Origin of the sequence: Ramlibacter monticola (assembly GCF_016722785.1) — a bacterium.
Taxonomy (GTDB): domain Bacteria; phylum Pseudomonadota; class Gammaproteobacteria; order Burkholderiales; family Burkholderiaceae_C; genus Ramlibacter; species Ramlibacter monticola.
This window is the reverse complement of the sequence record NZ_JAEQNE010000007.1, coordinates 236,899-256,677: the sequence shown is the minus strand read 5'-3', so window position 1 is coordinate 256,677 and position 19,779 is coordinate 236,899. Positions and strand designations below refer to the sequence as shown.

Genomic DNA, 19,779 nt, shown 5'->3' with positions numbered 1-19,779 from the left:
TGCACGCGTTCTACGCTGCTCGCGTCTGATTGACGGCACCCCCTCCCCCTGCCCCCTCCCCCGCCAGGCGGGGGAGGGGTTCGTTGGTTGAACGAGAATAAGAGGCCATGGAGAAGAAGGTCCGATTCAAGTCCGCCTGGCTGCCGTGGGTGCTGGTGGCGCCGCAGATGGCCATCGTGCTGGTGTTCTTCTTCTGGCCGGCGGCGCAGGCGCTGCTGCAAAGCCTGATGCAGCAGGACGCCTTCGGCGGGAGCAGCGAATTCGTGGGCCTGGAGAACTTCCAGCGCCTGTTCGACGACCCGAGCTACCTCGAATCCTTCAAGACGACCGCGCTGTTCTCGGCCCTGGTCGCCTTCGCCGGGCTCGCCGTCGCCCTGCTGCTGGCGGTGATGGCCAACCGCGTGCTGCGCGGCGCGGACGTCTACAAGACCCTGCTGATCTGGCCCTACGCGGTGGCTCCCGTCGTCGCGGGCGTGCTGTGGCTGATGATGTTCGCCTCGCCCTACGGCGTGATCGCCTACTACCTGCAGGAGCTGGGCATCCCCTGGGACCACCTGCTCAACGCCAAGCACGCCATGGCGCTGATCGTGATGGCGGCGGTGTGGAAGCAGATCTCCTACAACTTCCTGTTCTTCCTGGCCGGCCTGCAATCGATCCCGCATTCGCTGATCGAGGCCGCCACCATCGACGGCGCCTCGCCCTGGAAGCGCTTCTGGAGCATCGTGTTCCCGCTGCTGTCGCCCACCACCTTCTTCCTGCTGGTGATCAACATCATCTACGCCTTCTTCGACACCTTCGCCATCGTCGACGCGGCGACCCACGGCGGGCCCGGCAAGGAGACGGCGATCCTAGTCTACAAGGTGTACTACGACGGCTTCAAGGCCCTGGACATCAACGGCTCCGCGGCCCAGTCGGTGGTGCTGATGGCGATCGTCATCGCCCTCACGGTGGTGCAGTTCCGCTTCGTGGAAAAGAAGGTCCAGTACTGATGGTCGAACGGCGCCCCGTCCTCACCTTCGTTTCCCATCTGATCCTGGTCCTCGGGGTGGCGATCGTGGTCTTCCCCGTCTTCGTCGCGCTGGTGGGCTCCACCCAGACCGCCCAGCAGATCACGAGCAGCCATCCGCTGTCGCTGGTCCCGGGAAGCAACTTCCTCGAAAGCTACCGGCTCGCCCTGTTCGGCGGCAAGACCTTCAGCGGCTCCACCATCGCGCCCGTCGCGCCGATGCTGTGGGTGAGCTTCGTGAGCGCCATGACCATCGCGCTGGGCAAGATCGCCATCTCGCTGCTGTCGGCGTTCGCGATCGTCTACTTCCGCTTCCCGCTGCGCAGCCTGGTGTTCTGGATGATCTTCGTCACCCTGATGCTGCCGGTGGAGGTGCGCATCGGGCCGACCTACCAGGTGGTGGCGGACCTGCGCATGCTGAACACCTATGCCGGCCTCACGGTGCCGCTGATCGCCTCCGCCACCGCGACCTTCCTGTTCCGGCAGTTCTTCCTCACCGTGCCCGACGAACTGGTGGAGGCGGCGCGCATGGACGGCGCCGGGCCGATGCGCTTCTTCCGCGACGTGCTGCTGCCGCTGTCGCGCACCTCGATCGCGGCCCTGTTCGTGATCCAGTTCATCTACGGCTGGAACCAGTACCTCTGGCCGCTGCTCGTGACCACCAGCGAGGACATGTACCCGGTGGTGCTGGGGATCAAGCGCGCCATCTTCGGCGAGGTCTACGTCGAGTGGAACGTGGTGATGGCCACCGCCATCCTCGCGATGATCCCGCCGGGGCTGGTGGTGGTGCTGATGCAGAAGCAGTTCGTCAAGGGCCTCGTGGACACCGAAAAATAAGATGGCAGCCATTTCTCTGCGCAACGTCGTCAAGCGCTACGGCAAGGGCCGGCACGAACTGCAGGTGCTGCACGGCATCGATGCCGAGGTCTCGGACCGCGAGTTCGTGGTGATCGTCGGGCCTTCGGGCTGCGGCAAATCCACCCTGCTGCGCATGGTGGCGGGCCTCGAGGAGATCAGCGGGGGCGAGATCGCGATCGGCGGCCGCGTCGTCAACGAGCTCGAGCCGGCGGAGCGCGACATCGCGATGGTGTTCCAGAACTACGCGCTGTATCCGCACATGAGCGTATTCGACAACATGGCCTACGGCCTGAAGATCCGCAAGCTGCCTGTCGCGGAGATCCGGGCCCGGGTGGACAAGGCGGCGGCGATCCTGGAACTGGGGCACCTGCTGGAACGCAAGCCGCGCCAGCTCTCCGGCGGCCAGCGCCAGCGCGTCGCCATGGGCCGCGCCATCGTGCGCCAGCCGCAGGTGTTCCTGTTCGACGAGCCGCTGTCCAACCTCGACGCCAAGTTGCGCGCGCAGACCCGCATCGAGATCCAGAAGCTTCACGCCGAGCTGGGCATCACCTCGCTGTTCGTGACGCACGACCAGGTCGAGGCCATGACGCTCGCGCAGCGCATGATCGTGATGAACGCCGGCCGCATGGAGCAGTTCGGCACGCCGGAGGAGGTGTACCACCGCCCGGCCTCGACCTTCGTCGCCAGCTTCATCGGCTCGCCGCCCATGAACCTGCTGAAGGACGTGCCCGGCGGCCGCGCGGGCGCGCTGCTGGGCGTGCGGCCCGAGCACCTGGACGTCGGCGACGGCGGCTGGGAGATGCGCACCGACACCGTGGAGCTGCTGGGCGCCGAGCGCCTGATCTACGGCCGGGTGGGCGAGGAGCCGATCATCGTGCGGGTGGAGGAAGACCACCGGGTGCCCGCCGCGGGGCAGGTGATCCGGGTGCGCCCGCGCGCCGACCGGCTGCACTGGTTCGATGCCAGCAGCGGCCGGAGGATCGCGGCATGAGCACCTTCGGGCCGCCCGAAGGTGCGAACGCCCCCTCGGGGCGCAGCGCAGTCCACGAAGTGACAAGCGTGGGGGCTCCATGACGTCCTGGCCGTATCCGCGCTGGATCGCGCACCGGGGGGCCGGCAGCCTGGCGCCGGAGAACACGCTGGCCGCCTTCCGGCTCGGCGCGGCGCATGGCTACCGCATGTTCGAATGCGACGTGAAACTGTCGGCGGACGGCGTGCCCTTCCTGATGCACGACGCGACGCTGGAGCGCACCACCAACGGCATCGGCCTGGGCGGCGACCAGCCCTGGGACCAGCTCGCGCGCCTGGACGCCGGCAGCTGGCATTCGCGCGCCCATGCCGGCGAGCCGCTGCCGACCTTCGAGAACATCGCGCGCTTCTGCCTGGCCAACCGCCATTTCCTGAACATCGAGATCAAGCCGACGCCCGGCCTGGAGCGGGAGACCGGCGAGGTGGTCGCGCAGTACGCGGCGCGGATCTGGGCGGGCGAGGCGGTGCCGCCGCTGCTCACCTCGTTCCGGCCCGAGTCGCTGCAGGCGGCCCGGGCGGCCCGTCCGGAACTGCCGCGAGGGCTGCTGCTGGACACCCTGTGGGAAGGCTGGTTCGACACCGCGCGCGCGCTCGACTGCGTGGCGATCGTGTGCAACCACGCCTTGTGGGATGCGCAGACGGTGGCGCAGGTGCAGGGCGCGGGGATGCGCTGCCTGAGCTACACGGTGAACGACGAATGGGCCGCGCAGCGGCTGATCGCGCTGGGCACGGACGGGATCATCACGGACCGGGTCGAGCTGTTCCCCCCGGCCTGAACCTCACTTCAGATCCCCGGCCAGGGAGGCGAGCGTCTCCGGCCCCACCGCCACATGGGCCGGGTAGTTCGTGTGGTCGCATCCCAGCTTCACGCCCGCCCCGGCCTTCACCGCGTCGCGCATCGGGCCCGTGAGCTCGAAGCGCAGGAAGTGCACCGCGGAGGTCTTCTCCTCGTTCTCGCGCTCCAGGTCCTCGTCGGCGATGGCGTAGACACGCGGGTGGCCCTCCACCTCGACGAACATGCGGTCCTCCACGCCGATCAGGCGGGCCAGCTCGCGCTGGCGCTCGTTCACGTCCGGGTACTCGATCAGCATCGTGGACTTCCAGTTGCCGCCGTCCGGCACCAGGGGCGTGTAGGTGTCGATCTCCGCCTGGATGTCCTCCTCCTCGAAGATCTTCTCGAGGCGCAGCATCTCCTGGATCTGGTAGCGCATGGTCAGCTCGCTCTCGAACTGCACCGTGACGTGCTCGCCCAGCGCCACGCTGCGCAGCTTGCGGTGGGCGATCACCTCCGGCTTGTGCTGCTTGCGCCACCTGGCATACGCCTCCAGCGTCATCAGGTTGTCGGGCGCGATCCTGCCGGTCAGTTGCATGGTCATTCCAGTCCGTAGGCGATGCGCAGCAGCGTCAGCGGATGCTGCAGCTGCGGGCTGCCCAGTGCGTTCACGTCGAATCCCTGGCCGATGTGGTGCCCGGCGAGCGCGCAGTCGGAGCTGACGTAGTCGGGCGCGCCGCCCTGCGGGTGCTCCGCCATCCGCTTGAACAGGGGCTTGCCGATCTGCATGGCGGCCTCGTGCGTGGGCTTCTTCACGCCGTAGGTGCCGGCGTGGCCGGAGCAACGCTCGTTGGTGTGCACCGTGGTGCCGGGGATCATCTTGAGCAGTTCCTCGGTCTTGCGGCCGATGTTCTGCACCCGCTGGTGGCAGGGCACGTGGTAGCTGACCTTGCCCAGCGGCTGCGGGAATTCGGTCTTGAGCAGGCCGTCCCGCCGCCGCGCCGCGAGGTATTCGAAGGGATCCCACATCGCCTCCTTGACGGCCTGGACCTCGGCTTCGTCGGGGTACATCAGCGGGATCTCCTGCTTGAACATGAGTGTGCAGCTCGGCACGGGGGAGACGATGGCCCAGCCCTCGCGCGCGTACTTCGCGAGCACGGGGATGTTGGCGCGCTTGCCCGCGTCCACCGACTCCAGGTCGCCGAGCTCCAGCTTCGGCATGCCGCAGCACTTCTCCTTGCTGACCACCACGTAGGGGATGTCGTTGTGCTTCAGGACCTTCAGCAGGTCCAGGCCGATGCCCGGCTCGTTGTAGTTCACGTAGCAGGTGGCGTAGACGGCCACCTTGCCGGGCGTGCGCTCGCCGTCCCGGACCGGCAGTTCGCCCGACTTGGGTGCGGCGCTGCGGAAGCGCCGCGTGGCCAGCGAGGGCAGCCAGGCGTGCCGGTCGACGTGCAGCGCCTTCTCCAGCGCCGCGCGCGCCGGCCTGGTGTGGCTCACGGCATTGGCGACCTGCGTCACGATGGGGATGCCGGCGAACTGCCCGTGCACGTCGGTGGAGGCGAGGAACTTCGCCCCGGCATCGACGCCGCCCTGGCGGAACTTGATCGCCTTGGCGCGCAGCATGGTGTGCGGGTAGTCCACGTTCCACTGGTGCGGCGGGACGTAGGGGCACTTGGTCATGTAGCACAGGTCGCACAGGTAGCAGTGGTCCACCACCTTCCAGTAGTCCTGCCGCGCGACCCCGTCCACCTCGCCCGTCTTGCCCCCGTCCACCAGGTCGAACAGGGTCGGGAAGGACTTGCACAGGCTGACGCAGCGGCGGCAGCCGTGGCAGATGTCGAAGATGCGCTCCAGCTCCTTGAAGCACTTCTCCTCGTCGTAGAACTCGGGGTTCTTCCAGTCGATCGGGTGGCGCGTGGGCGCCTCGAGACTGCCTTCGCGGACGGACATGGTGCTTGTTCTCGCAGGAAGGGCTGGGGTGAGGGGACGGCTGCGCGCCCTCACCCCAGCCCTCTCCCAGGGGGAGAGGGAGGAATGCCGGGGAGCAAGCCGCTCAGTCGGCCAGCTCGTTCAGGGCCTTGGTGTAGCGGTTGGCGTGCGAGCGCTCGGCCTTGGCGAGAGTCTCGAACCAGTCGGCGATCTCGTCGAAGCCTTCCTCGCGCGCGGTCCGGGCCATGCCCGGGTACATGTCGGTGTACTCGTGGGTCTCGCCGGCGACGGCGGCCTTGAGGTTGTCGCGCGTGCTGCCGATGGGCAGGCCGGTGGCCGGATCGCCGACCTGCTCCAGCCACTCCAGGTGGCCGTGGGCATGCCCGGTCTCGCCTTCGGCGGTGGAGCGGAACAGCGCCGCCACGTCGTTCTGGCCCTCCACGTCGGCCTTGTTGGCGAAGTAGAGGTAGCGACGGTTGGCCTGCGACTCGCCCGCGAACGCGGCCTTCAGGTTCTCTTCCGTCTTCGATCCCTTCAGTGCTGCCATGGATATCTCCTGCGTGGTGGTGGACACGGTGCCTGCCCCGGCGATGCCGAAGACGCAACAAGCGTAGTGAGCACGGGGGGCGCCGTCTAATAGCCGCAGTCAATGCGAGCCATTGCCATAGACTATTGACGCAATCGAATTGATAACACTTTACATCCTGCCGGGCGATGATGGCAAGGCGCAACAAGGTCATTCCGGTAAAGTGAATCCGTCCCCATCGCCGAACGAGGAAGTCCCATGGCCGCCGTTCTCCGGGCGCCCGGCGCCCTGCCCGCACCCGCGCCCATCCAGCAGTTGCACCATTACGCCTACCGCGCACGCGATGCGGAGGAGACGCGCCATTTCTACGAGGACATCCTGGGGCTGCCGCTGTACCACATCATCCAGAGCGACCACGTTCCGAGCACGGGCGAATACTGCCCGTACACGCATTTCTTCTTCCGCCTGCAGGACGGCTCGTTCATCGCCTTCTTCGACCTCGGCGACGACCAGGCCTGCGAGCCCTCGCCCAACACGCCGAAGTGGGTCAACCACATCTCCTTCCGCGTCGATTCGATCCAGGCGCTGCAGGACATGAAGGCGCGGCTGGAGGCCCACGGCGTGGAAGTGCTGGGCATCACGGACCACCACATCTTCCACAGCATCTATTTCTTCGACCCGAACGGGATCCGGCTGGAGCTGACCGCGCAGCTCGCGGACGAATTCCAGATGCTGCAGGAAAGCCGGACGGCCCACGCCCGCCTGCGCGAGTGGACGGCGCGCAAGGAACAGTGGCGACGGGACCGCGCCGCGGGCAAGGGCGACGCGCCGCTGAAGCCGCAGCAGAACGACCGGCCGGAGTTCGCGAACAAATAAGTAAGCAGGTCCCGCTGGGAAGTAAGCATGTCCCGCTAGGATGGGAACCCTGCGAGGAGGAGCTCACGATGGCGGACCACTACGCCGAGACGGCGTATTCCAACGGCTACGAATTCACCCAGGGCAGCGGCTACGAGCTGCCCGAATACCCCTTCAAGGAACCGCCGGAGATCGCCGGCGGCCAGCCCAGCCACCACGAGATCGTGATCGTGGGCGGCGGCATCACGGGCCTCACCCTGGCCTGCGCGCTGGCCCAGTACGGGATCAGCGCCGTCCTGCTGGACGAGGACAACACGGTCGGCGTCAAGGGGGCCTCCTCGCGGGGCATCTGCTACACGCAGAAGTCGCTGGAGATCTTCCAGCGCCTGGGCGTCTACGAGCGCATCGCGGCCCGGGGCATCCAGTGGAGCGTGGGCCGCACCTTCGCCGGCCAGGACGAGGTCTATTCCTTCGACCTGAAGCAGCAGGGCGCCTTCAACCTGTCGACCCAGCCGGCCTTCATCAACATCCAGCAGTTCTACATCGAGGGCTATCTCGTGGAGCGCATCTACGAGCACGGCAACGTCGAACTGCGCTGGAAGAACCGTGTCACCGCCTTCTCGCAGGACAACGAGTGCGCGACGCTCACCGTCACCACCCCGGCCGGTGACTACCAGATCCGCGCCGACCACGTGATCGACGCGACCGGCTCCCACAGCCCCTTCCGCGAGTGGGCGGGCGCCTCCGTCGCGGCGAAGAAGGGCGACGACCGCTGGTGCATCGCCGACGTGCGCTTCACCAAGCACCCGCCGGTGGAGCGCCACACCTGGATCGAGGCGCCGTTCAACGACAACCGCGCCGTGTGGCAGCACCTCATGGGCGACAACGTCTGGCGCATCGACTACCAGATGGCGCCCGATTCCGACCCGGCCGAGGCCAGCCGCGAGGAGGTGGTGCGCGAGCGCCTCGTGCGCCAGTTCGGGCCCGACGCGGAAGTCGAGATCGTGTGGGTCGGCCCCTACGCCTACCGCAGCGAGTGCGTGGACCGCATGCGGCACGGCCGCGTGTTCTTCATGGGCGATGCCGCCAAGGTGGTGAGCCCGTTCGGCGCCCGCGGCGGCAACACGGGCATCGCCGACGCCGACAACCTGGCCTGGAAGCTGGCCGCCGTCCTGAAGGGCCGCGCCGCCCCGGCGCTCCTGGACAGCTACCACGAGGAGCGGCACGAGGCCGCGCAGCAGAACGTCAAGGTCACCAACCGCACGGCGCGCTTCCTGCGCCCGGCCACGACGACCGAGAAGATGTTCCGCGACGCGACCCTGAGCCTGGCGCGCCAGTACATGTTCGCGCGCCAGCTGGTGAACACCGGCCGCATGGCGATCGCCAACCCCTACACCCGCTCCAGCGCCTGCGAGCCCACCGGCGGCCTGTCGGTGCAGAACGTGGCCTTCGAGTGGCCCGACGGCGCACCCGGCACGGTCAACGACCTGCTGCGCTGGGCCGACGGCTGCCTGCTGGTGCTGGTGTTCGGCTCGACCAGCCCGGCGGCGCTGCAGCGCCTGTCCGAGATCACGCGCATGGCGCCGGTGCGCGCGGTGCAGGTGCTGGGGCCGGACGACCGCCCCGGGGCGACGGAGTGGATCCGGGACAACCGGGACCACCTGCAGGGCGCCTGCCACGTGTTCGGCCATGCCTGGGCGCTGCTGCGGCCGGACAGCTACGTCGCCGCCACGGGCGAGAGCGTGGATGCCACGCTGGTGCACGCCGTCGGCAAGGCCCTTGGCACGGCCCTGGAGGAGGAAACCGCATGAAGACGCAACTGAACTTCCAGGACGCCGACGCCTTCTACGAGCAGCTGCTCGACGCCCACCAGGACCTGAGCGCCGAGCAGTCCGCGATGCTCAATGCGCGGCTCGTGCTCCTCCTGGCCAACCAGGTCGGCGACGCCAAGGTGCTGAAGGAGTGCGTGGAGGCGGCCAAGGCCTTTCCTTCCTGAACCGGAGGGCGCGGCGCCGCCCTCTTAAAATCCCCGGGTGAGCACCGACACCGAACAACCCGGGCTGAACAGCCTCTCCAAGTCTTTCGAGCCCGCCGCCATCGAGGCCAGGTGGGGCCCGCTGTGGGAACAGCGCGGCTACGCCAGGGCGGGCTACCGCGGCACCGGCGCGGCCCGGGAGGCAGAGCCCGCCTTCGCCATCCAGCTGCCGCCCCCGAACGTGACCGGCACCCTGCACATGGGCCACGCGTTCAACCAGACCATCATGGACAGCCTGACGCGCTACCACCGGATGCGCGGCTTCAACGCCCTCTGGCTGCCCGGCACCGACCACGCGGGCATCGCCACGCAGATCGTGGTGGAGCGCCAGCTGCAGGAGCAGGGGCTCAGCCGCCACGACCTGGGCCGCGGCGCCTTCGTGCAGAAGGTGTGGGAGTGGAAGGAGAAGTCCGGCAACACCATCACCATGCAGATGCGCCGCATGGGCGACAGCGTGGACTGGTCGCACGAGTACTTCACGATGGACGAGAAGCTCTCGAAGGTCGTGACCGAGACCTTCGTGCAGCTGTACCAGCAGGGCCTGATCTACCGCGGCAAGCGCCTGGTCAACTGGGACCCCGAGCTCAAGACCGCCGTGTCCGACCTGGAGGTGGAGAGCGAGGAGGAGGACGGCTTCCTCTGGCACATCCACTACCCGCTCAGCGACGGCTCCGGCCAGCTGACGGTGGCGACCACGCGCCCCGAGACCATGCTGGGCGACGTCGCCGTCATGGTCCACCCCGAGGACGAGCGCTACCGGCACCTGGTGGGCAAGACGGTGGAGCTTCCCCTGTGCGACCGCGCCATCCCCGTGATCGCCGACGAGTACGTGGACCGCGAGTTCGGCACCGGCGTGGTGAAGGTGACGCCGGCGCACGACCCGAACGACTACCTCGTGGGCCAGCGCCACAGGCTGCCGATGATCGGCGTGCTGACGCTGGACGCCCGGATCAACGACAACGCCCCGGCCGCCTACCGCGACATGGACCGCTTCGAGGCCCGCAAGCAGGTCGTGAAGGACCTGGAAGCCCGCGGCCTGCTCGCCGAGACGAAGAAGCACAAGCTGATGGTGCCGCGCTGCGCCCGCACGGGCCAGGTGGTGGAGCCGATGCTGACGGACCAGTGGTTCGTGGCGATGACGAAGGTCAGCGACCAGGACCCCACCGGCCAGTCGATCGCCCAGAAGGCGATCGCCGCGGTAGAGAGCGGTGCGGTGCGCTTCGTGCCCGAGAACTGGGTCAACACCTACAACCAGTGGATGAACAACATCCAGGACTGGTGCATCTCGCGCCAGCTCTGGTGGGGCCACCAGATCCCGGCCTGGTACGACGAGCAGGGCAACGTGTACGTGGCCGCCAGCGAGGCCGAGGCCCAGGCGCAGGCCCCGGGTCGCACGCTCACGCGCGACCCCGACGTGCTGGACACCTGGTATTCGTCGGCGCTGGTCCCCTTCTCGACGCTGGGCTGGCCGGCGAAGACGCCGGAGCTGGACCTGTACCTGCCGTCCACGGTGCTGGTGACGGGCTACGACATCATCTTCTTCTGGGTCGCCCGGATGATCATGATGACGACCCACTTCACCGGCCAGGTGCCCTTCCGCCACGTCTACATCCACGGCCTGGTGCGCGACTCGCACGGCAAGAAGATGAGCAAGTCGGAAGGCAACGTGCTCGACCCGGTCGACCTGATCGACGGCATCGCGCTGTCGCCGCTGCTGGAAAAGCGCACCACGGGCCTGCGCAAGCCCGAGACGGCGCCCACCGTGCGCAGGAACACCGAGAAGGAATTCCCCGAGGGCATTCCCGCCTACGGCGCCGACGCGCTGCGCTTCACCTTCGCCGCGCTGGCGACGCTGGGCCGGTCGATCAACTTCGATGCGAAGCGCTGTGAGGGCTACCGCAACTTCTGCAACAAGCTCTGGAACGCGACCCGCTTCGTGCTGATGAACTGCGAGGGGCAGGACCTGTCGGAGCAGGACGCCACGCTCACCGCCGCCGACCGCTGGATCATCTCGCTGCTGCAGAAGGCCGAGGGCGAGGTGGCGAAGGGCTTCGAGGAATACCGCCTCGACAACGTCGCCAACACCATCTACCAGTTCGTCTGGGACGAGTACTGCGACTGGTACCTGGAGATCGCCAAGGTGCAGGTGCAGACGGGCGATGCGGCGCAGCAGCGCGGCACCCGCCGCACGCTGATCCGCGTGCTGGAAGCGATCCTGCGCCTGGCGCACCCGGTGATCCCCTTCATCACCGAGGAGCTGTGGCAGAAGGTCGCCCCGGTGGCCGGCAAGCCGGGCGAGTCGGTCAGCGTCGCGCCCTACCCCGAGTCCAACGCCGCGAACGTGCATCCCGAGGCGGAAGCCTGGATGGCGCGGCTCAAGGGCGTGGTCGACGCCTGCCGCAACCTGCGCGGCGAGATGAACGTGTCGCCCGGCACGCGGCTGCCGGCCTACGTGGTCGGCGACGCGGCCTTCATGCGCGAGGCCGCGCCCGTGCTGCAGGCGCTGGCGAAGCTGAGCGAAGTGCGCATCTTCGACGACGAGGCCGCGTGGGCGGCGGCGGCGGGCGTGGCGCCGGTCGCCGTGGCGGGCGACGCGCGCCTGTGCCTGTACATGGAGATCGACGTGGCCGCCGAGAAGGCGCGCCTCGCGAAGGAGGTCGGCCGCCTGCAGGGCGAACTGGCCAAGGCGAACGGCAAGCTCGCCAACGAAGCCTTCGTGGCCAAGGCGCCGCCGGCGGTGATCGAGCAGGAACGCAAGCGCATCGCCGACTTCACCGCCACCCTGCAGAAGATGCAGGCGCAGCTGCAGCGGCTCGGCTGATCAGACGGGGCCCGGCGCGGAGGGCGTCGCCGCCCCGTCGTCGTCGAGCGGCACCGGGCCGCTGAGGATGGTGTCGAGCCCGGTGCTGCGCGGCGTGGTCAGCGTTTCGTGCAGCTTCTGGGCGACGTACCAGCTCGCCCGCAGGCGGGATTCGTGCGTCAGCGAACCGATGCGCGGCGTGAGGTACAGGTTGGGCAGGTCGGCCAGCGGCGTGCCCTTGCCGGCGAAACCCGCTTCCGCGCCATCGAGCATGGCTGCTTCGATGCGCCCGTCCTTCAGGGCCTGCGCGAACGCGTTGGGATCGAAGATCCGGGACCGCGTGGTGGCCACCCAGAGCTGGCCGGGCTTGCAATGGGCCAGCACCTTCTCGTTCAGGAAGCCCTGGAAACGCGAGGCGTACAGGACCTGCACCGACACGGCGTCGGCCATCGACAGCATTTCCTGCAGGCCCACCGGTTCGATGTGCAGGCGATGCCAGACCGAGGCGGTGTGGTGCACCGCCGGGTCGTAGCCGATCAGCCGCGCGCCGAGGCCATGCAGCATCATCGCGAGCGCGTGGGCGGCCGGCGCGAGGCCCAGGATGCCGACCACGCTGCCGTGCAGCTCGCGGCCCATCAGGGGAGGCGCGTCGCGTTCGCCCTTCAGCGCCGCGCCGATGCCGCGCCGCATCAGCAGCAGCAGGCTGGCCAGCAGGTATTCGGCATTGGAGCGCACGTGCGCGTGCCGTCCCTGGATCACCCGGATCCGGTGGTCCCGGCAGGCTTCGAGGTCGGTGTTCTCGGTGCCCACGTGCAGCCGCGCGACGGCGCGCAGGACGGGGGAGAAATCCAGCATTTCCCGGGTGACGACGATCTTGCGCGGCAGGACGAGCGCCTGCACGTTGTACAGCTCGCGGCGCAGGGCGCCGGCGTCCTCGGCCAGTTCGGGCCGGAAGCCGACCCGGTGCCGCGCCTGCAGCCAGGCCTGCGCGTCGGGAGCCAGTCGCTCGAGCAGAAGGATTTCCAAAGCAGAATCTCGTTTCAGAACCGGGTGCGGTTCGTTTCCCTGCACTGTCGCGGACCCGTCAGTACACTCTAACCACTACTCTACAGGTGGTCGATGAAAAACTTCACGAATGTCAACAAGGCTGTTTTTCCGGTCGCCGGGCTCGGCACGCGCTTCCTTCCCGCCACCAAGGCCCAGCCCAAGGAGATGCTGCCGATCGTCGACAAGCCGCTGATCCAGTACGCCGTGGAGGAGGCCTACGAGGCCGGCATCCGCCACATGGTCTTCGTCACCGGCCGCAACAAGCGCGCCATCGAGGACCATTTCGACACGGCCTACGAGCTGGAGAACGAGCTGGAGGCCGCGGGCAAGGCGGAACTGCTGTCGGTGGTGCGCTCCCTGACCCCCGAGGACATGGACTGCACCTACGTGCGGCAGCCCCGCTCGCTCGGCCTGGGCCACGCGGTGCTGTGCGCGCGCCCGATCGTCGGCGACGAGCCCTTCGCCGTGCTGCTGGCCGACGACCTGATGACCGGCCTGGCCGGCGGTCCCGGCGTGCTGGCCCAGATGGTGGAAGTGTTCCGCCAGGTGCAGGCTTCCGTGATCGCGGTGCAGGAAGTGCCGCTGGAGCACGTCAAGCGCTACGGCATCGTGGCCGGCACCCCGGCCGGCGAGCGGCTGGTGAAGGTGCAGCAGATGGTGGAAAAGCCCTCGCCCGAGCACGCGCCCTCCCGCATGGGCGTCTCCGGCCGCTACGTGCTGACCCCCGCGGTCTTCGATGCGATCAAGAACCAGCCTCGCGGCAGCGGCGGCGAGATCCAGCTCACCGACGGCATCGCGCAGCTGATCGCGCCGGAGGGCGTCTACGCCTACCAGTACGAGGGCCGGCGGTTCGACTGCGGCAGCAAGCACGGCTTCCTGGAAGCCAGTGTCGAATTCGCCATGCGCCATCCGGAAGTTGGCGCCGGCTTCCGCGAATACCTGCGCGGATTGGACCTTTCGGCCTGAACTTCAGGCGCCGGCCTGGGTGACCTGCGCCGGATCGAACTGGGGCAGCTGCGGCAGTTCCAGCCGCTGCAGCCCCCGCCAGGTCTTGCCGGGCGGCAGGTGCACGGGCGGGAGGACGGCGGCCGCCTCGATGCACACCATGCGCTCCCAGTCCGCGGGCGGCATGTCACCGAGCTGCGCGGCCTTGGCCGGCCCGGGATTCCAGACGACGGCGTCCGTGAATCCCTGCTGCACGACGCGGCGCTCCGCGGCTGCGTCGTGCAGGCGCAGCACGGGCGGCACCTGCAGGTAGACGCGGTCGATCTCTCCCGTGACCGCCAGCGCGGCACCCGGTTCGCGCTCGCGCCGGAGCGCCGCGAGGTTGTCTTCGTATTCGCAGCCCTGCAGCCCGTGCAGGCGCGCGGTCGGCACGTCCACGGCCAGGTAGGTATGCAGCGCCGCCGTGAAATCGAAGCCGCTGCGGCCGGTGTTGGCCGCCTGCAACTGAAGTTCGAGCCAGCCGGGGCCCAGCCGTGCGACCAGCACGAGGCAGAAGGCATGGTCCCAGCGCGGGGCGCTGGCGCCGGAATCCACCTGGAAGCGGGCCTCGGCCACGGCGCCGGAGGACACCGGTGCGACCAGCTCCCAGCGGGCGGTGCGCACGAAGCCGTGCTTGGGCAGGGGCCCGCGCTCCGCGAACTGGGGAAAGCAGACGGGGGTGCCCCCGCGCGCCGCCTTGCCGGGCGTCGGCGGCGACAGCGCGCTCAGGTAGATCTGGTCGCCGGCGCCGGCGGGCTTCCATGACAGCAGCTGGGCGCCATGCAGGCTGAAGATCGCCTGGTCGCCCGCGGCATTGCGCAGCGCGACGAGCGCGCGATCCGTACCGGCCGACTGGGTCCCCATCGCGCGGGCCGCGTTCAGCGCCGCCGCAGCACGTGGATGAACTCGTCGCCGACCGTCTGCTGGTCCACCAGTTCGTTGCCGGTCTGCTTGGAGAAGGCCTGGAAGTCGCGCATGGACCCGCCGTCAGTGGAGATCACCCGCAGCAGCTGGCCGCTCTGCATGTCGCTGAGCGCCTTCTTGGCCTTCAGGATGGGAAGCGGGCAGTTCAGCCCGCGGGTGTCGATTTCCTTGTCGATCTGCATCTGTTTTCCTCAGGACGCGCGCGCCGGAGGCTCCATGAATTGGGGTTCGTGGCCGCGCGACCGCAGCCAGTCGGCGAGGGCCTGCCCCGTGCCCGCGGGCCAGCAGCGCACCTGCTCGAAGGCGAACAGGCGGTAGTCCACGAGCTCGGGGGACAGCTTCACCTCGCCCTCGCACTCGGCATGGTAGGCGATGATGACCTGGTTCATCCGCTGGAAGTCGTAGACGCCGATCAGGTCGAGGGAGCGCGTGCGCAGGCTGGTTTCCTCGGCGATCTCGCGCGCGATGCCCTCGCGCGGCGTCTCCCCCGCTTCCATGAAGCCGGTGATCAGCGCGTACATCTTCTGCGTCCACGCGGCGTTGCGGGCCAGCAGGATGCGGCCCTGGTACTCGATCACCGCGGCCAGCACCGGCGTGGGATTGTTCCAGTGGGTCCAGGCGCAGGCGGGGCAGCGCAGGCGCTGCCGCTCGCCGCCGTCCTCCTGCTGGGCGAGCCACTGCAGGGGCGTCGCGCACTGCGGGCAGAAGCGGTACTCGCTCATGGCCGGCGCGGCGGCTTCAGGCAGGGAACACTCCCGTGGACAGGTAGCGGTCGCCGCGGTCGCAGACGACGAAGACGATCGTGGCGTTCTCCACCTGCTGCGCGAGCTGCAGCGCGACCCAGCAGGCGCCGGCGGCCGAGATGCCGCCGAAGATGCCTTCCTCGCGCGCCAGCCGGCGGCACATCTCCTCGGCCTCGTCCTGGCTCACCAGGACCAGTTCGTCGACCGCGCTCGGGTCGTAGATCCGGGGCAGGTATTCCTCCGGCCACTTGCGGATGCCGGGGATGCGGGAGCCTTCGCTGGGTTGCGCGCCGATGATGCGGATGGCCGGGTTCTTTTCCTTGAGGAAGCGCGACACGCCGGTGATCGTGCCCGTCGTGCCCATGGCGGAGACGAAATGCGTGATGCGGCCTTCCGTCTGCTCCCACAGTTCGGGGCCGGTGGTCTCGAAATGGATGCGCGGGTTGTCGGCATTGGCGAACTGGTCGAGCACGCGGCCCCGGCCTTCGCGCTGCATGTTCTCGGCGAGGTCGCGGGCGTACTCCATGCCGCCGCTCTTCGGGGTGAGCACCAGCTCGGCGCCGAAGGCCTTCATCGTCTGGGCGCGTTCGATGGAGAGGTCTTCCGGCATGATCAGCACCATGCGGTAGCCGCGGATGGCCGCGGCCATCGCGAGCGCGATGCCGGTGTTGCCGGAGGTCGCCTCGATGAGCGTGTCGCCCGGCTTGATTTCGCCGCGCTCCTCGGCGCGCTTGATCATCGACAGTGCGGGGCGGTCCTTCACGGACCCGGCGGGGTTGTTGCCTTCGAGCTTGCCGAGGATCACGTTGCCGCGTCCGGCGTTCTCCCGCGCACCGACGCGCTGCAGTCTCACGAGGGGCGTACGACCAATCGCGTCCTCGATCGTGGGGTAGTTCATGACCTCACTGTGCCATAATTTCGCGCGCCTCTTTTTCCCGCCGGAGTGGCGAAATCGGTAGACGCAGCAGACTCAAAATCTGCCGGTGGCAACACCGTGCCGGTTCGATTCCGGCCTCCGGCACCAACGGTTTTCAGCTATGGAAATAGGAGCGGATTTCCGCATCCGATTTCCTCGGGGTTTCCGCATGGCCAGTCGGACAGGTTTGGATCCCTGTCGGGCCGGCCGGGACAAAGCCGGCACATGTGAGACTGATCTCGGCCGCGTCGGCACCTCCTCAACTTAGTCGTCCGACCCTCGCAGCCCCTCCACTCGTGCGAGCGCCCCGCTCCATTCCCGTTGGATCATGTCCACCAGCTCGCCTTCCAGGTCTAGGTGCTCATCCTGCTGGAACCAGTACCGGTTGTGCGCGGCGACGCGGTCTTTGTATCCACCGCCCTGCCCCCACTCGCTCTGACATGCGCTCCAGAGGGCCTTGTCCACCTTCATCTCATCCCGGAACGCCGGGACCCTGGCGGGCGGGGCAGGACTGTGTGCATTCCTACCGCTTCGTGCCACGTCGGCCGCTAGTGCAAATGGCTCGGATATCCTTATGTGCTCAGCCGTGATGCTCCATGCCCCTCCAGCCTCCGCTGGCCGCGCCAAGCCGCACGACTCTGACATAGATCCAACTTACCCCCATGCTCACAGGCGAACTACGCAGCCAAGTCGATGCCATCTGGAATGCCTTCTGGTCCGGCGGCATCGCTAACCCTATCGAGGTCATCGAGCAGATCACCTATCTGCTGTTTCAGCGCCGGCTGGATGACCTTCACACGCTGGAGGAAAACAAAGCCATCCGCTTGGGCAAACCTATCGAGCGCCGCATCTACCCGCCGGGCGCCGACGCCAAGGGTCGTGACTACCAGGATCTGCGCTGGTCGCGGTTCAAGAACTTCGCCCCGGCGGAGATGTTTACCGTGGTCGGCGAGCACGTTTTCCCCTTCATGCGCAGCATGGGTGGCGACGGCTCGACCTTTGCGCACCACATGAAGGACGCCCGCTTCACCATCCCGACGCCCGCACTGCTGGCCAAGGTGGTGGACATGATCGATCATGTGCCGATGGAGGACCGCGACACCAAGGGCGATCTGTACGAGTACATGCTAAGCAAGATCGCCAGCGCCGGCCAGAACGGCCAGTTCCGCACGCCGCGACACATCATCCGGCTGATGGTGGAGATGACCGCGCCCACGCCCAAGGACGTGATCTGCGACCCGGCCGCAGGCACCTGCGGTTTCTTGGTTGTGGCGGGCGAGTACCTGCGCGAGCGGCACCCCGAGATCTTCCGCGACGCCAAACTGCGTGAGCACTTCCACGGCGGCATGTTCCACGGCTACGACTTCGACAACACCATGCTGCGCATCGGCAGCATGAACCTGGCGCTTCACGGGGTGGACAATCCCGACGTCCGCTACAAGGATTCGCTGGCGCAGGACCACGCCACGGATGAAGAGGCCTACACGCTGATTCACGCCAACCCGCCGTTCGCGGGCAGCCTGGACTACGAGAACACCGCGAAGGACCTGCTGTCCATCGTCAAGACGAAGAAGACCGAACTGCTGTTCCTTGCCCTGTTCGTTCGCCTGCTGAAGCCCGGCGGCCGGGCGGCGGTAATCGTGCCCGACGGCGTGCTGTTCGGCAGCAGCAAGGCGCACAAGGAACTGCGCCGCCTGATCGTCGAAGACCACAAGCTCGACGCCGTGGTGTCGCTGCCCTCGGGAGTGTTCAAGCCGTATGCGGGCGTGTCCACCGCCATCCTGTTCTTCACCAAGACCAATTCCGGTGGCACGGACCATGTGTGGTTCTACGATATGGAGGCGGACGGCTGGAGCTTGGACGACAAGCGCCAACCGCTGCTGGCGGAGGCGAAGTTGGGTGCGACGCCGGCGCAGGCTTTGAACGATGCCGAGCATGCGAAGAACAACCTGCCCGACGTGCTGGCGCGCTGGCGGCAGCGGGATGGGGCCGAGCGGCAGAGGGCTCGGACCGAACAGAGTTTTTGCGTGCCGAAGGCGGACATCGCTGGCAACGGGTATGACCTGTCGATCAATCGGTACAAGGACGTGGTCCACGACGCGGTGGAGCATCGGCCGCCGAAGGAGATCCTGGCGAGGTTGGCTGCGCTTGAGGTGGAAATTCAGGCGGGGATGAAGGAGCTTGAGGGGATGCTCGGATGACTCGACATCCTACCGCCCGTATCGGAGACTTTTGCCAAACGGGCAGCGGGAGCACACCTTCGCGCAGCCAACAGGAGCGCTACTACGCGGGAGGCGCGATTCCCTGGGTGAAATCTGGTGAGCTTCGTGAGGGTCTGATCGTCAAAACAGAGGAGCACGTTACCGACGCCGCAGTTAAAGAAACCGCCGTCAAGCTTGTCCCTGCCGGCGCGATTTTGCTTGCCATGTACGGAGCGACCGTTGGGCGGCTTGCTATTCTTGGGGTCGAAGCCACGACAAACCAGGCCGTATGTCACATCGTGCCTGACGCCGAGACTGCGGACACCCAATACCTCTATCGGGCGATCGCAGGTCAAGTCCCCGCGATCATTGCGATGGGCGTTGGGGGCGCGCAGCCGAACATCAGTCAAGCGATTGTTAAGAACTTACAGGTTCCCCTCCCCCCCCTTCCTGAACAACGCCGCATCGCCGCGATCCTCAACAAAGCAGATGCGCTAAGAGCGAAGCGCCGGGAAGCCTTGGCGGAACTGGACAGCCTCACGGAGTCCATGTTCATCGAGATGTTTGGGGACCCGCGAGAGTTGCCGTTGTCCTGGCCTTCGAAACCGCTGAAAGCGCTCGGGACGGTGATGACTGGCCGGACACCTTCGTCCACTAAGGAGGGAATGTTCGGAGGTGCAGTGCCATTCATCACGCCAGGCGATCTCGAATGCGATGAACCGCCCAAGCGCACTCTCACCGAAGAGGGAGTCGTTGAAGTCAACTCAGTCCGAGCGGGCGCGTCACTTGTGTGCTGCATCGGCACCATTGGCAAAATGGGAATGACCAAAGTTCGGAGCGCCTTCAATCAACAGATAAACGCTGTCGATTGGAATGAAACCGTGGATGACGCATACGGCCTTGCCGCGCTTCGATTTCTCAAGAGTCAGATGGCGGCTCAAGCCGCCAGCACCACAGTGCCGATCCTGAACAAGTCAGCCTTCGAGAGATTTGAAATCCCGGTACCGCCGCTCCCCCTTCAGAGTACCTTCGCCACCCGCATCAAGGCCGTCGAAGCGCTGAAGGTCAGCCACCGCACCGCCCTAGCCGCGTTGGACGCCCTCTTCGCTTCACTCCAACATCGCGCCTTCTCCGGACAACTCTCGTAGCCC

At 67.4% G+C, this 19,779-nt stretch carries 20 protein-coding genes and 1 tRNA gene; 12 read left to right on the top strand and 9 right to left on the bottom strand.

Features of this window, described 5'->3' with window-relative positions:
- The first annotated feature begins 107 nt into the window (after nt 1-107).
- The 4 genes from ugpA (at nt 108) to ugpQ (ending at nt 3,669) form a co-directional block, all read left to right on the top strand.
- Nucleotides 108-989, top strand: a complete 882-nt coding sequence (gene ugpA / locus JJ685_RS23805) for a sn-glycerol-3-phosphate ABC transporter permease UgpA (protein WP_201676846.1) — start codon at nt 108-110, stop codon at nt 987-989.
- Nucleotides 989-1,843, top strand: coding sequence for a sn-glycerol-3-phosphate ABC transporter permease UgpE (gene ugpE, locus JJ685_RS23800; protein WP_201676845.1), 855 nt, complete (start codon nt 989-991; stop codon nt 1,841-1,843). Before ugpA ends, ugpE begins: the two co-directional genes overlap by 1 nt.
- Nucleotide 1,844: 1 nt before the next feature.
- Nucleotides 1,845-2,855, top strand: a complete 1,011-nt coding sequence (ugpC, locus tag JJ685_RS23795; RefSeq protein WP_201676844.1) for a sn-glycerol-3-phosphate ABC transporter ATP-binding protein UgpC — start codon at nt 1,845-1,847, stop codon at nt 2,853-2,855.
- A 79-nt stretch (nt 2,856-2,934) separates the two neighbouring features.
- On the top strand, nt 2,935-3,669 hold the full coding sequence (ugpQ, locus tag JJ685_RS23790; protein WP_201676843.1) for a glycerophosphodiester phosphodiesterase: 735 nt from the start codon (nt 2,935-2,937) through the stop codon (nt 3,667-3,669).
- Between the two features lie 3 nt (nt 3,670-3,672).
- On the opposite strand, the gene JJ685_RS23785 is transcribed toward ugpQ, so the two are convergent.
- From JJ685_RS23785 to JJ685_RS23775, 3 genes are all read right to left on the bottom strand, one after another.
- Nucleotides 3,673-4,263 (bottom strand): DUF3501 family protein, encoded by a 591-nt coding sequence (locus JJ685_RS23785; protein WP_201676842.1) that lies wholly within the window; start codon nt 4,261-4,263, stop codon nt 3,673-3,675.
- A 2-nt stretch (nt 4,264-4,265) separates the two neighbouring features.
- A complete protein-coding gene (locus tag JJ685_RS23780; RefSeq protein WP_201676841.1) occupies nt 4,266-5,618 on the bottom strand; it encodes a (Fe-S)-binding protein in 1,353 nt (450 codons plus the stop codon).
- A 103-nt stretch (nt 5,619-5,721) separates the two neighbouring features.
- The gene (locus JJ685_RS23775; protein ID WP_187074474.1) at nt 5,722-6,144 is read right to left on the bottom strand and encodes a rubrerythrin family protein; all 423 of its coding nucleotides are present in this window, start codon (nt 6,142-6,144) and stop codon (nt 5,722-5,724) included.
- 237 nt (nt 6,145-6,381) lie between these two features.
- Here JJ685_RS23775 and JJ685_RS23770 point away from each other — a divergent pair, with 237 nt between their 5' ends.
- From JJ685_RS23770 to JJ685_RS23755, 4 genes are all read left to right on the top strand, one after another.
- Nucleotides 6,382-6,999, top strand: coding sequence for a VOC family protein (locus tag JJ685_RS23770; RefSeq protein ID WP_201676840.1), 618 nt, complete (start codon nt 6,382-6,384; stop codon nt 6,997-6,999).
- Nucleotides 7,000-7,067: 68 nt separating this feature from the next.
- The gene (locus JJ685_RS23765) at nt 7,068-8,789 is read left to right on the top strand and encodes an FAD-dependent oxidoreductase (protein WP_201676839.1); all 1,722 of its coding nucleotides are present in this window, start codon (nt 7,068-7,070) and stop codon (nt 8,787-8,789) included.
- Nucleotides 8,786-8,974 carry a DUF2783 domain-containing protein gene (locus JJ685_RS23760; RefSeq protein ID WP_201676838.1) on the top strand — a complete coding sequence of 63 codons (189 nt, stop codon included), beginning with the start codon at nt 8,786-8,788 and terminating at the stop codon, nt 8,972-8,974. The genes JJ685_RS23765 and JJ685_RS23760 overlap by 4 nt, the downstream gene beginning before the upstream one ends.
- A 37-nt stretch (nt 8,975-9,011) precedes the next feature.
- A complete protein-coding gene (locus JJ685_RS23755) occupies nt 9,012-11,834 on the top strand; it encodes a valine--tRNA ligase (RefSeq protein WP_201676837.1) in 2,823 nt (940 codons plus the stop codon).
- On the opposite strand, the gene JJ685_RS23750 is transcribed toward JJ685_RS23755, so the two are convergent.
- Nucleotides 11,835-12,839 carry an NAD(P)-dependent oxidoreductase gene (locus JJ685_RS23750; protein ID WP_201676836.1) on the bottom strand — a complete coding sequence of 335 codons (1,005 nt, stop codon included), beginning with the start codon at nt 12,837-12,839 and terminating at the stop codon, nt 11,835-11,837.
- Between the two features lie 93 nt (nt 12,840-12,932).
- Between JJ685_RS23750 and galU the strand changes: the two genes are divergently transcribed.
- On the top strand, nt 12,933-13,826 hold the full coding sequence (galU, locus tag JJ685_RS23745; RefSeq protein ID WP_201676835.1) for a UTP--glucose-1-phosphate uridylyltransferase GalU: 894 nt from the start codon (nt 12,933-12,935) through the stop codon (nt 13,824-13,826).
- A 3-nt stretch (nt 13,827-13,829) separates the two neighbouring features.
- Here galU and JJ685_RS23740 read toward each other — a convergent pair whose 3' ends face one another.
- Genes JJ685_RS23740 through cysM form a run of 4 tightly spaced genes read right to left on the bottom strand, consistent with a single transcriptional unit; the run spans nt 13,830 to nt 16,409 of the window.
- On the bottom strand, nt 13,830-14,708 hold the full coding sequence (locus JJ685_RS23740; protein ID WP_201676834.1) for a D-hexose-6-phosphate mutarotase: 879 nt from the start codon (nt 14,706-14,708) through the stop codon (nt 13,830-13,832).
- Nucleotides 14,709-14,722: 14 nt separating this feature from the next.
- Nucleotides 14,723-14,950, bottom strand: a complete 228-nt coding sequence (locus JJ685_RS23735; protein ID WP_201676833.1) for a sulfurtransferase TusA family protein — start codon at nt 14,948-14,950, stop codon at nt 14,723-14,725.
- 9 nt (nt 14,951-14,959) lie between these two features.
- Nucleotides 14,960-15,490, bottom strand: a complete 531-nt coding sequence (locus tag JJ685_RS23730) for an NUDIX hydrolase (protein WP_201676832.1) — start codon at nt 15,488-15,490, stop codon at nt 14,960-14,962.
- 16 nt (nt 15,491-15,506) lie between these two features.
- Nucleotides 15,507-16,409 carry a cysteine synthase CysM gene (cysM, locus tag JJ685_RS23725; RefSeq protein ID WP_201676831.1) on the bottom strand — a complete coding sequence of 301 codons (903 nt, stop codon included), beginning with the start codon at nt 16,407-16,409 and terminating at the stop codon, nt 15,507-15,509.
- Nucleotides 16,410-16,448: 39 nt separating this feature from the next.
- Between cysM and JJ685_RS23720 the strand changes: the two genes are divergently transcribed.
- A tRNA-Leu gene (locus tag JJ685_RS23720) sits at nt 16,449-16,535 on the top strand.
- A 156-nt stretch (nt 16,536-16,691) separates the two neighbouring features.
- Here JJ685_RS23720 and JJ685_RS23715 read toward each other — a convergent pair.
- Entirely contained in the window at nt 16,692-16,892 is a 201-nt protein-coding gene (locus JJ685_RS23715; RefSeq protein ID WP_201676830.1) for a hypothetical protein, read from the bottom strand.
- A 197-nt stretch (nt 16,893-17,089) separates the two neighbouring features.
- Here JJ685_RS23715 and JJ685_RS23710 point away from each other — a divergent pair, with 197 nt between their 5' ends.
- Both JJ685_RS23710 and JJ685_RS23705 read left to right on the top strand, forming a co-directional pair.
- Entirely contained in the window at nt 17,090-18,628 is a 1,539-nt protein-coding gene (locus JJ685_RS23710; RefSeq protein WP_201676829.1) for a type I restriction-modification system subunit M, read from the top strand.
- Nucleotides 18,625-19,776, top strand: coding sequence for a restriction endonuclease subunit S (locus JJ685_RS23705; RefSeq protein ID WP_201676828.1), 1,152 nt, complete (start codon nt 18,625-18,627; stop codon nt 19,774-19,776). The genes JJ685_RS23710 and JJ685_RS23705 overlap by 4 nt, the downstream gene beginning before the upstream one ends.
- Nucleotides 19,777-19,779 lie beyond the last annotated feature (3 nt).

Excerpts from the sequence above, each read along its gene's own strand:
- ugpA (WP_201676846.1), top strand. The coding sequence starts at position 108 with ATGGAGAAGAAGGTCCGATTCAAGTCCGCCTGGCTGCCGTGGGTGCTG.
- ugpE (WP_201676845.1), top strand. The coding sequence starts at position 989 with ATGGTCGAACGGCGCCCCGTCCTCACCTTCGTTTCCCATCTGATCCTG.
- ugpC (WP_201676844.1), top strand. The coding sequence starts at position 1,845 with ATGGCAGCCATTTCTCTGCGCAACGTCGTCAAGCGCTACGGCAAGGGC.
- ugpQ (WP_201676843.1), top strand. The coding sequence starts at position 2,935 with ATGACGTCCTGGCCGTATCCGCGCTGGATCGCGCACCGGGGGGCCGGC.
- JJ685_RS23785 (WP_201676842.1), bottom strand. The coding sequence starts at position 4,263 with ATGCAACTGACCGGCAGGATCGCGCCCGACAACCTGATGACGCTGGAG.
- JJ685_RS23780 (WP_201676841.1), bottom strand. The coding sequence starts at position 5,618 with ATGTCCGTCCGCGAAGGCAGTCTCGAGGCGCCCACGCGCCACCCGATC.
- JJ685_RS23775 (WP_187074474.1), bottom strand. The coding sequence starts at position 6,144 with ATGGCAGCACTGAAGGGATCGAAGACGGAAGAGAACCTGAAGGCCGCG.
- JJ685_RS23770 (WP_201676840.1), top strand. The coding sequence starts at position 6,382 with ATGGCCGCCGTTCTCCGGGCGCCCGGCGCCCTGCCCGCACCCGCGCCC.
- JJ685_RS23765 (WP_201676839.1), top strand. The coding sequence starts at position 7,068 with ATGGCGGACCACTACGCCGAGACGGCGTATTCCAACGGCTACGAATTC.
- JJ685_RS23760 (WP_201676838.1), top strand. The coding sequence starts at position 8,786 with ATGAAGACGCAACTGAACTTCCAGGACGCCGACGCCTTCTACGAGCAG.
- galU (WP_201676835.1), top strand. The coding sequence starts at position 12,933 with ATGAAAAACTTCACGAATGTCAACAAGGCTGTTTTTCCGGTCGCCGGG.
- JJ685_RS23740 (WP_201676834.1), bottom strand. The coding sequence starts at position 14,708 with ATGGGGACCCAGTCGGCCGGTACGGATCGCGCGCTCGTCGCGCTGCGC.
- JJ685_RS23735 (WP_201676833.1), bottom strand. The coding sequence starts at position 14,950 with ATGCAGATCGACAAGGAAATCGACACCCGCGGGCTGAACTGCCCGCTT.
- JJ685_RS23730 (WP_201676832.1), bottom strand. The coding sequence starts at position 15,490 with ATGAGCGAGTACCGCTTCTGCCCGCAGTGCGCGACGCCCCTGCAGTGG.
- cysM (WP_201676831.1), bottom strand. The coding sequence starts at position 16,409 with ATGAACTACCCCACGATCGAGGACGCGATTGGTCGTACGCCCCTCGTG.
- JJ685_RS23710 (WP_201676829.1), top strand. The coding sequence starts at position 17,090 with ATGCTCACAGGCGAACTACGCAGCCAAGTCGATGCCATCTGGAATGCC.
- JJ685_RS23705 (WP_201676828.1), top strand. The coding sequence starts at position 18,625 with ATGACTCGACATCCTACCGCCCGTATCGGAGACTTTTGCCAAACGGGC.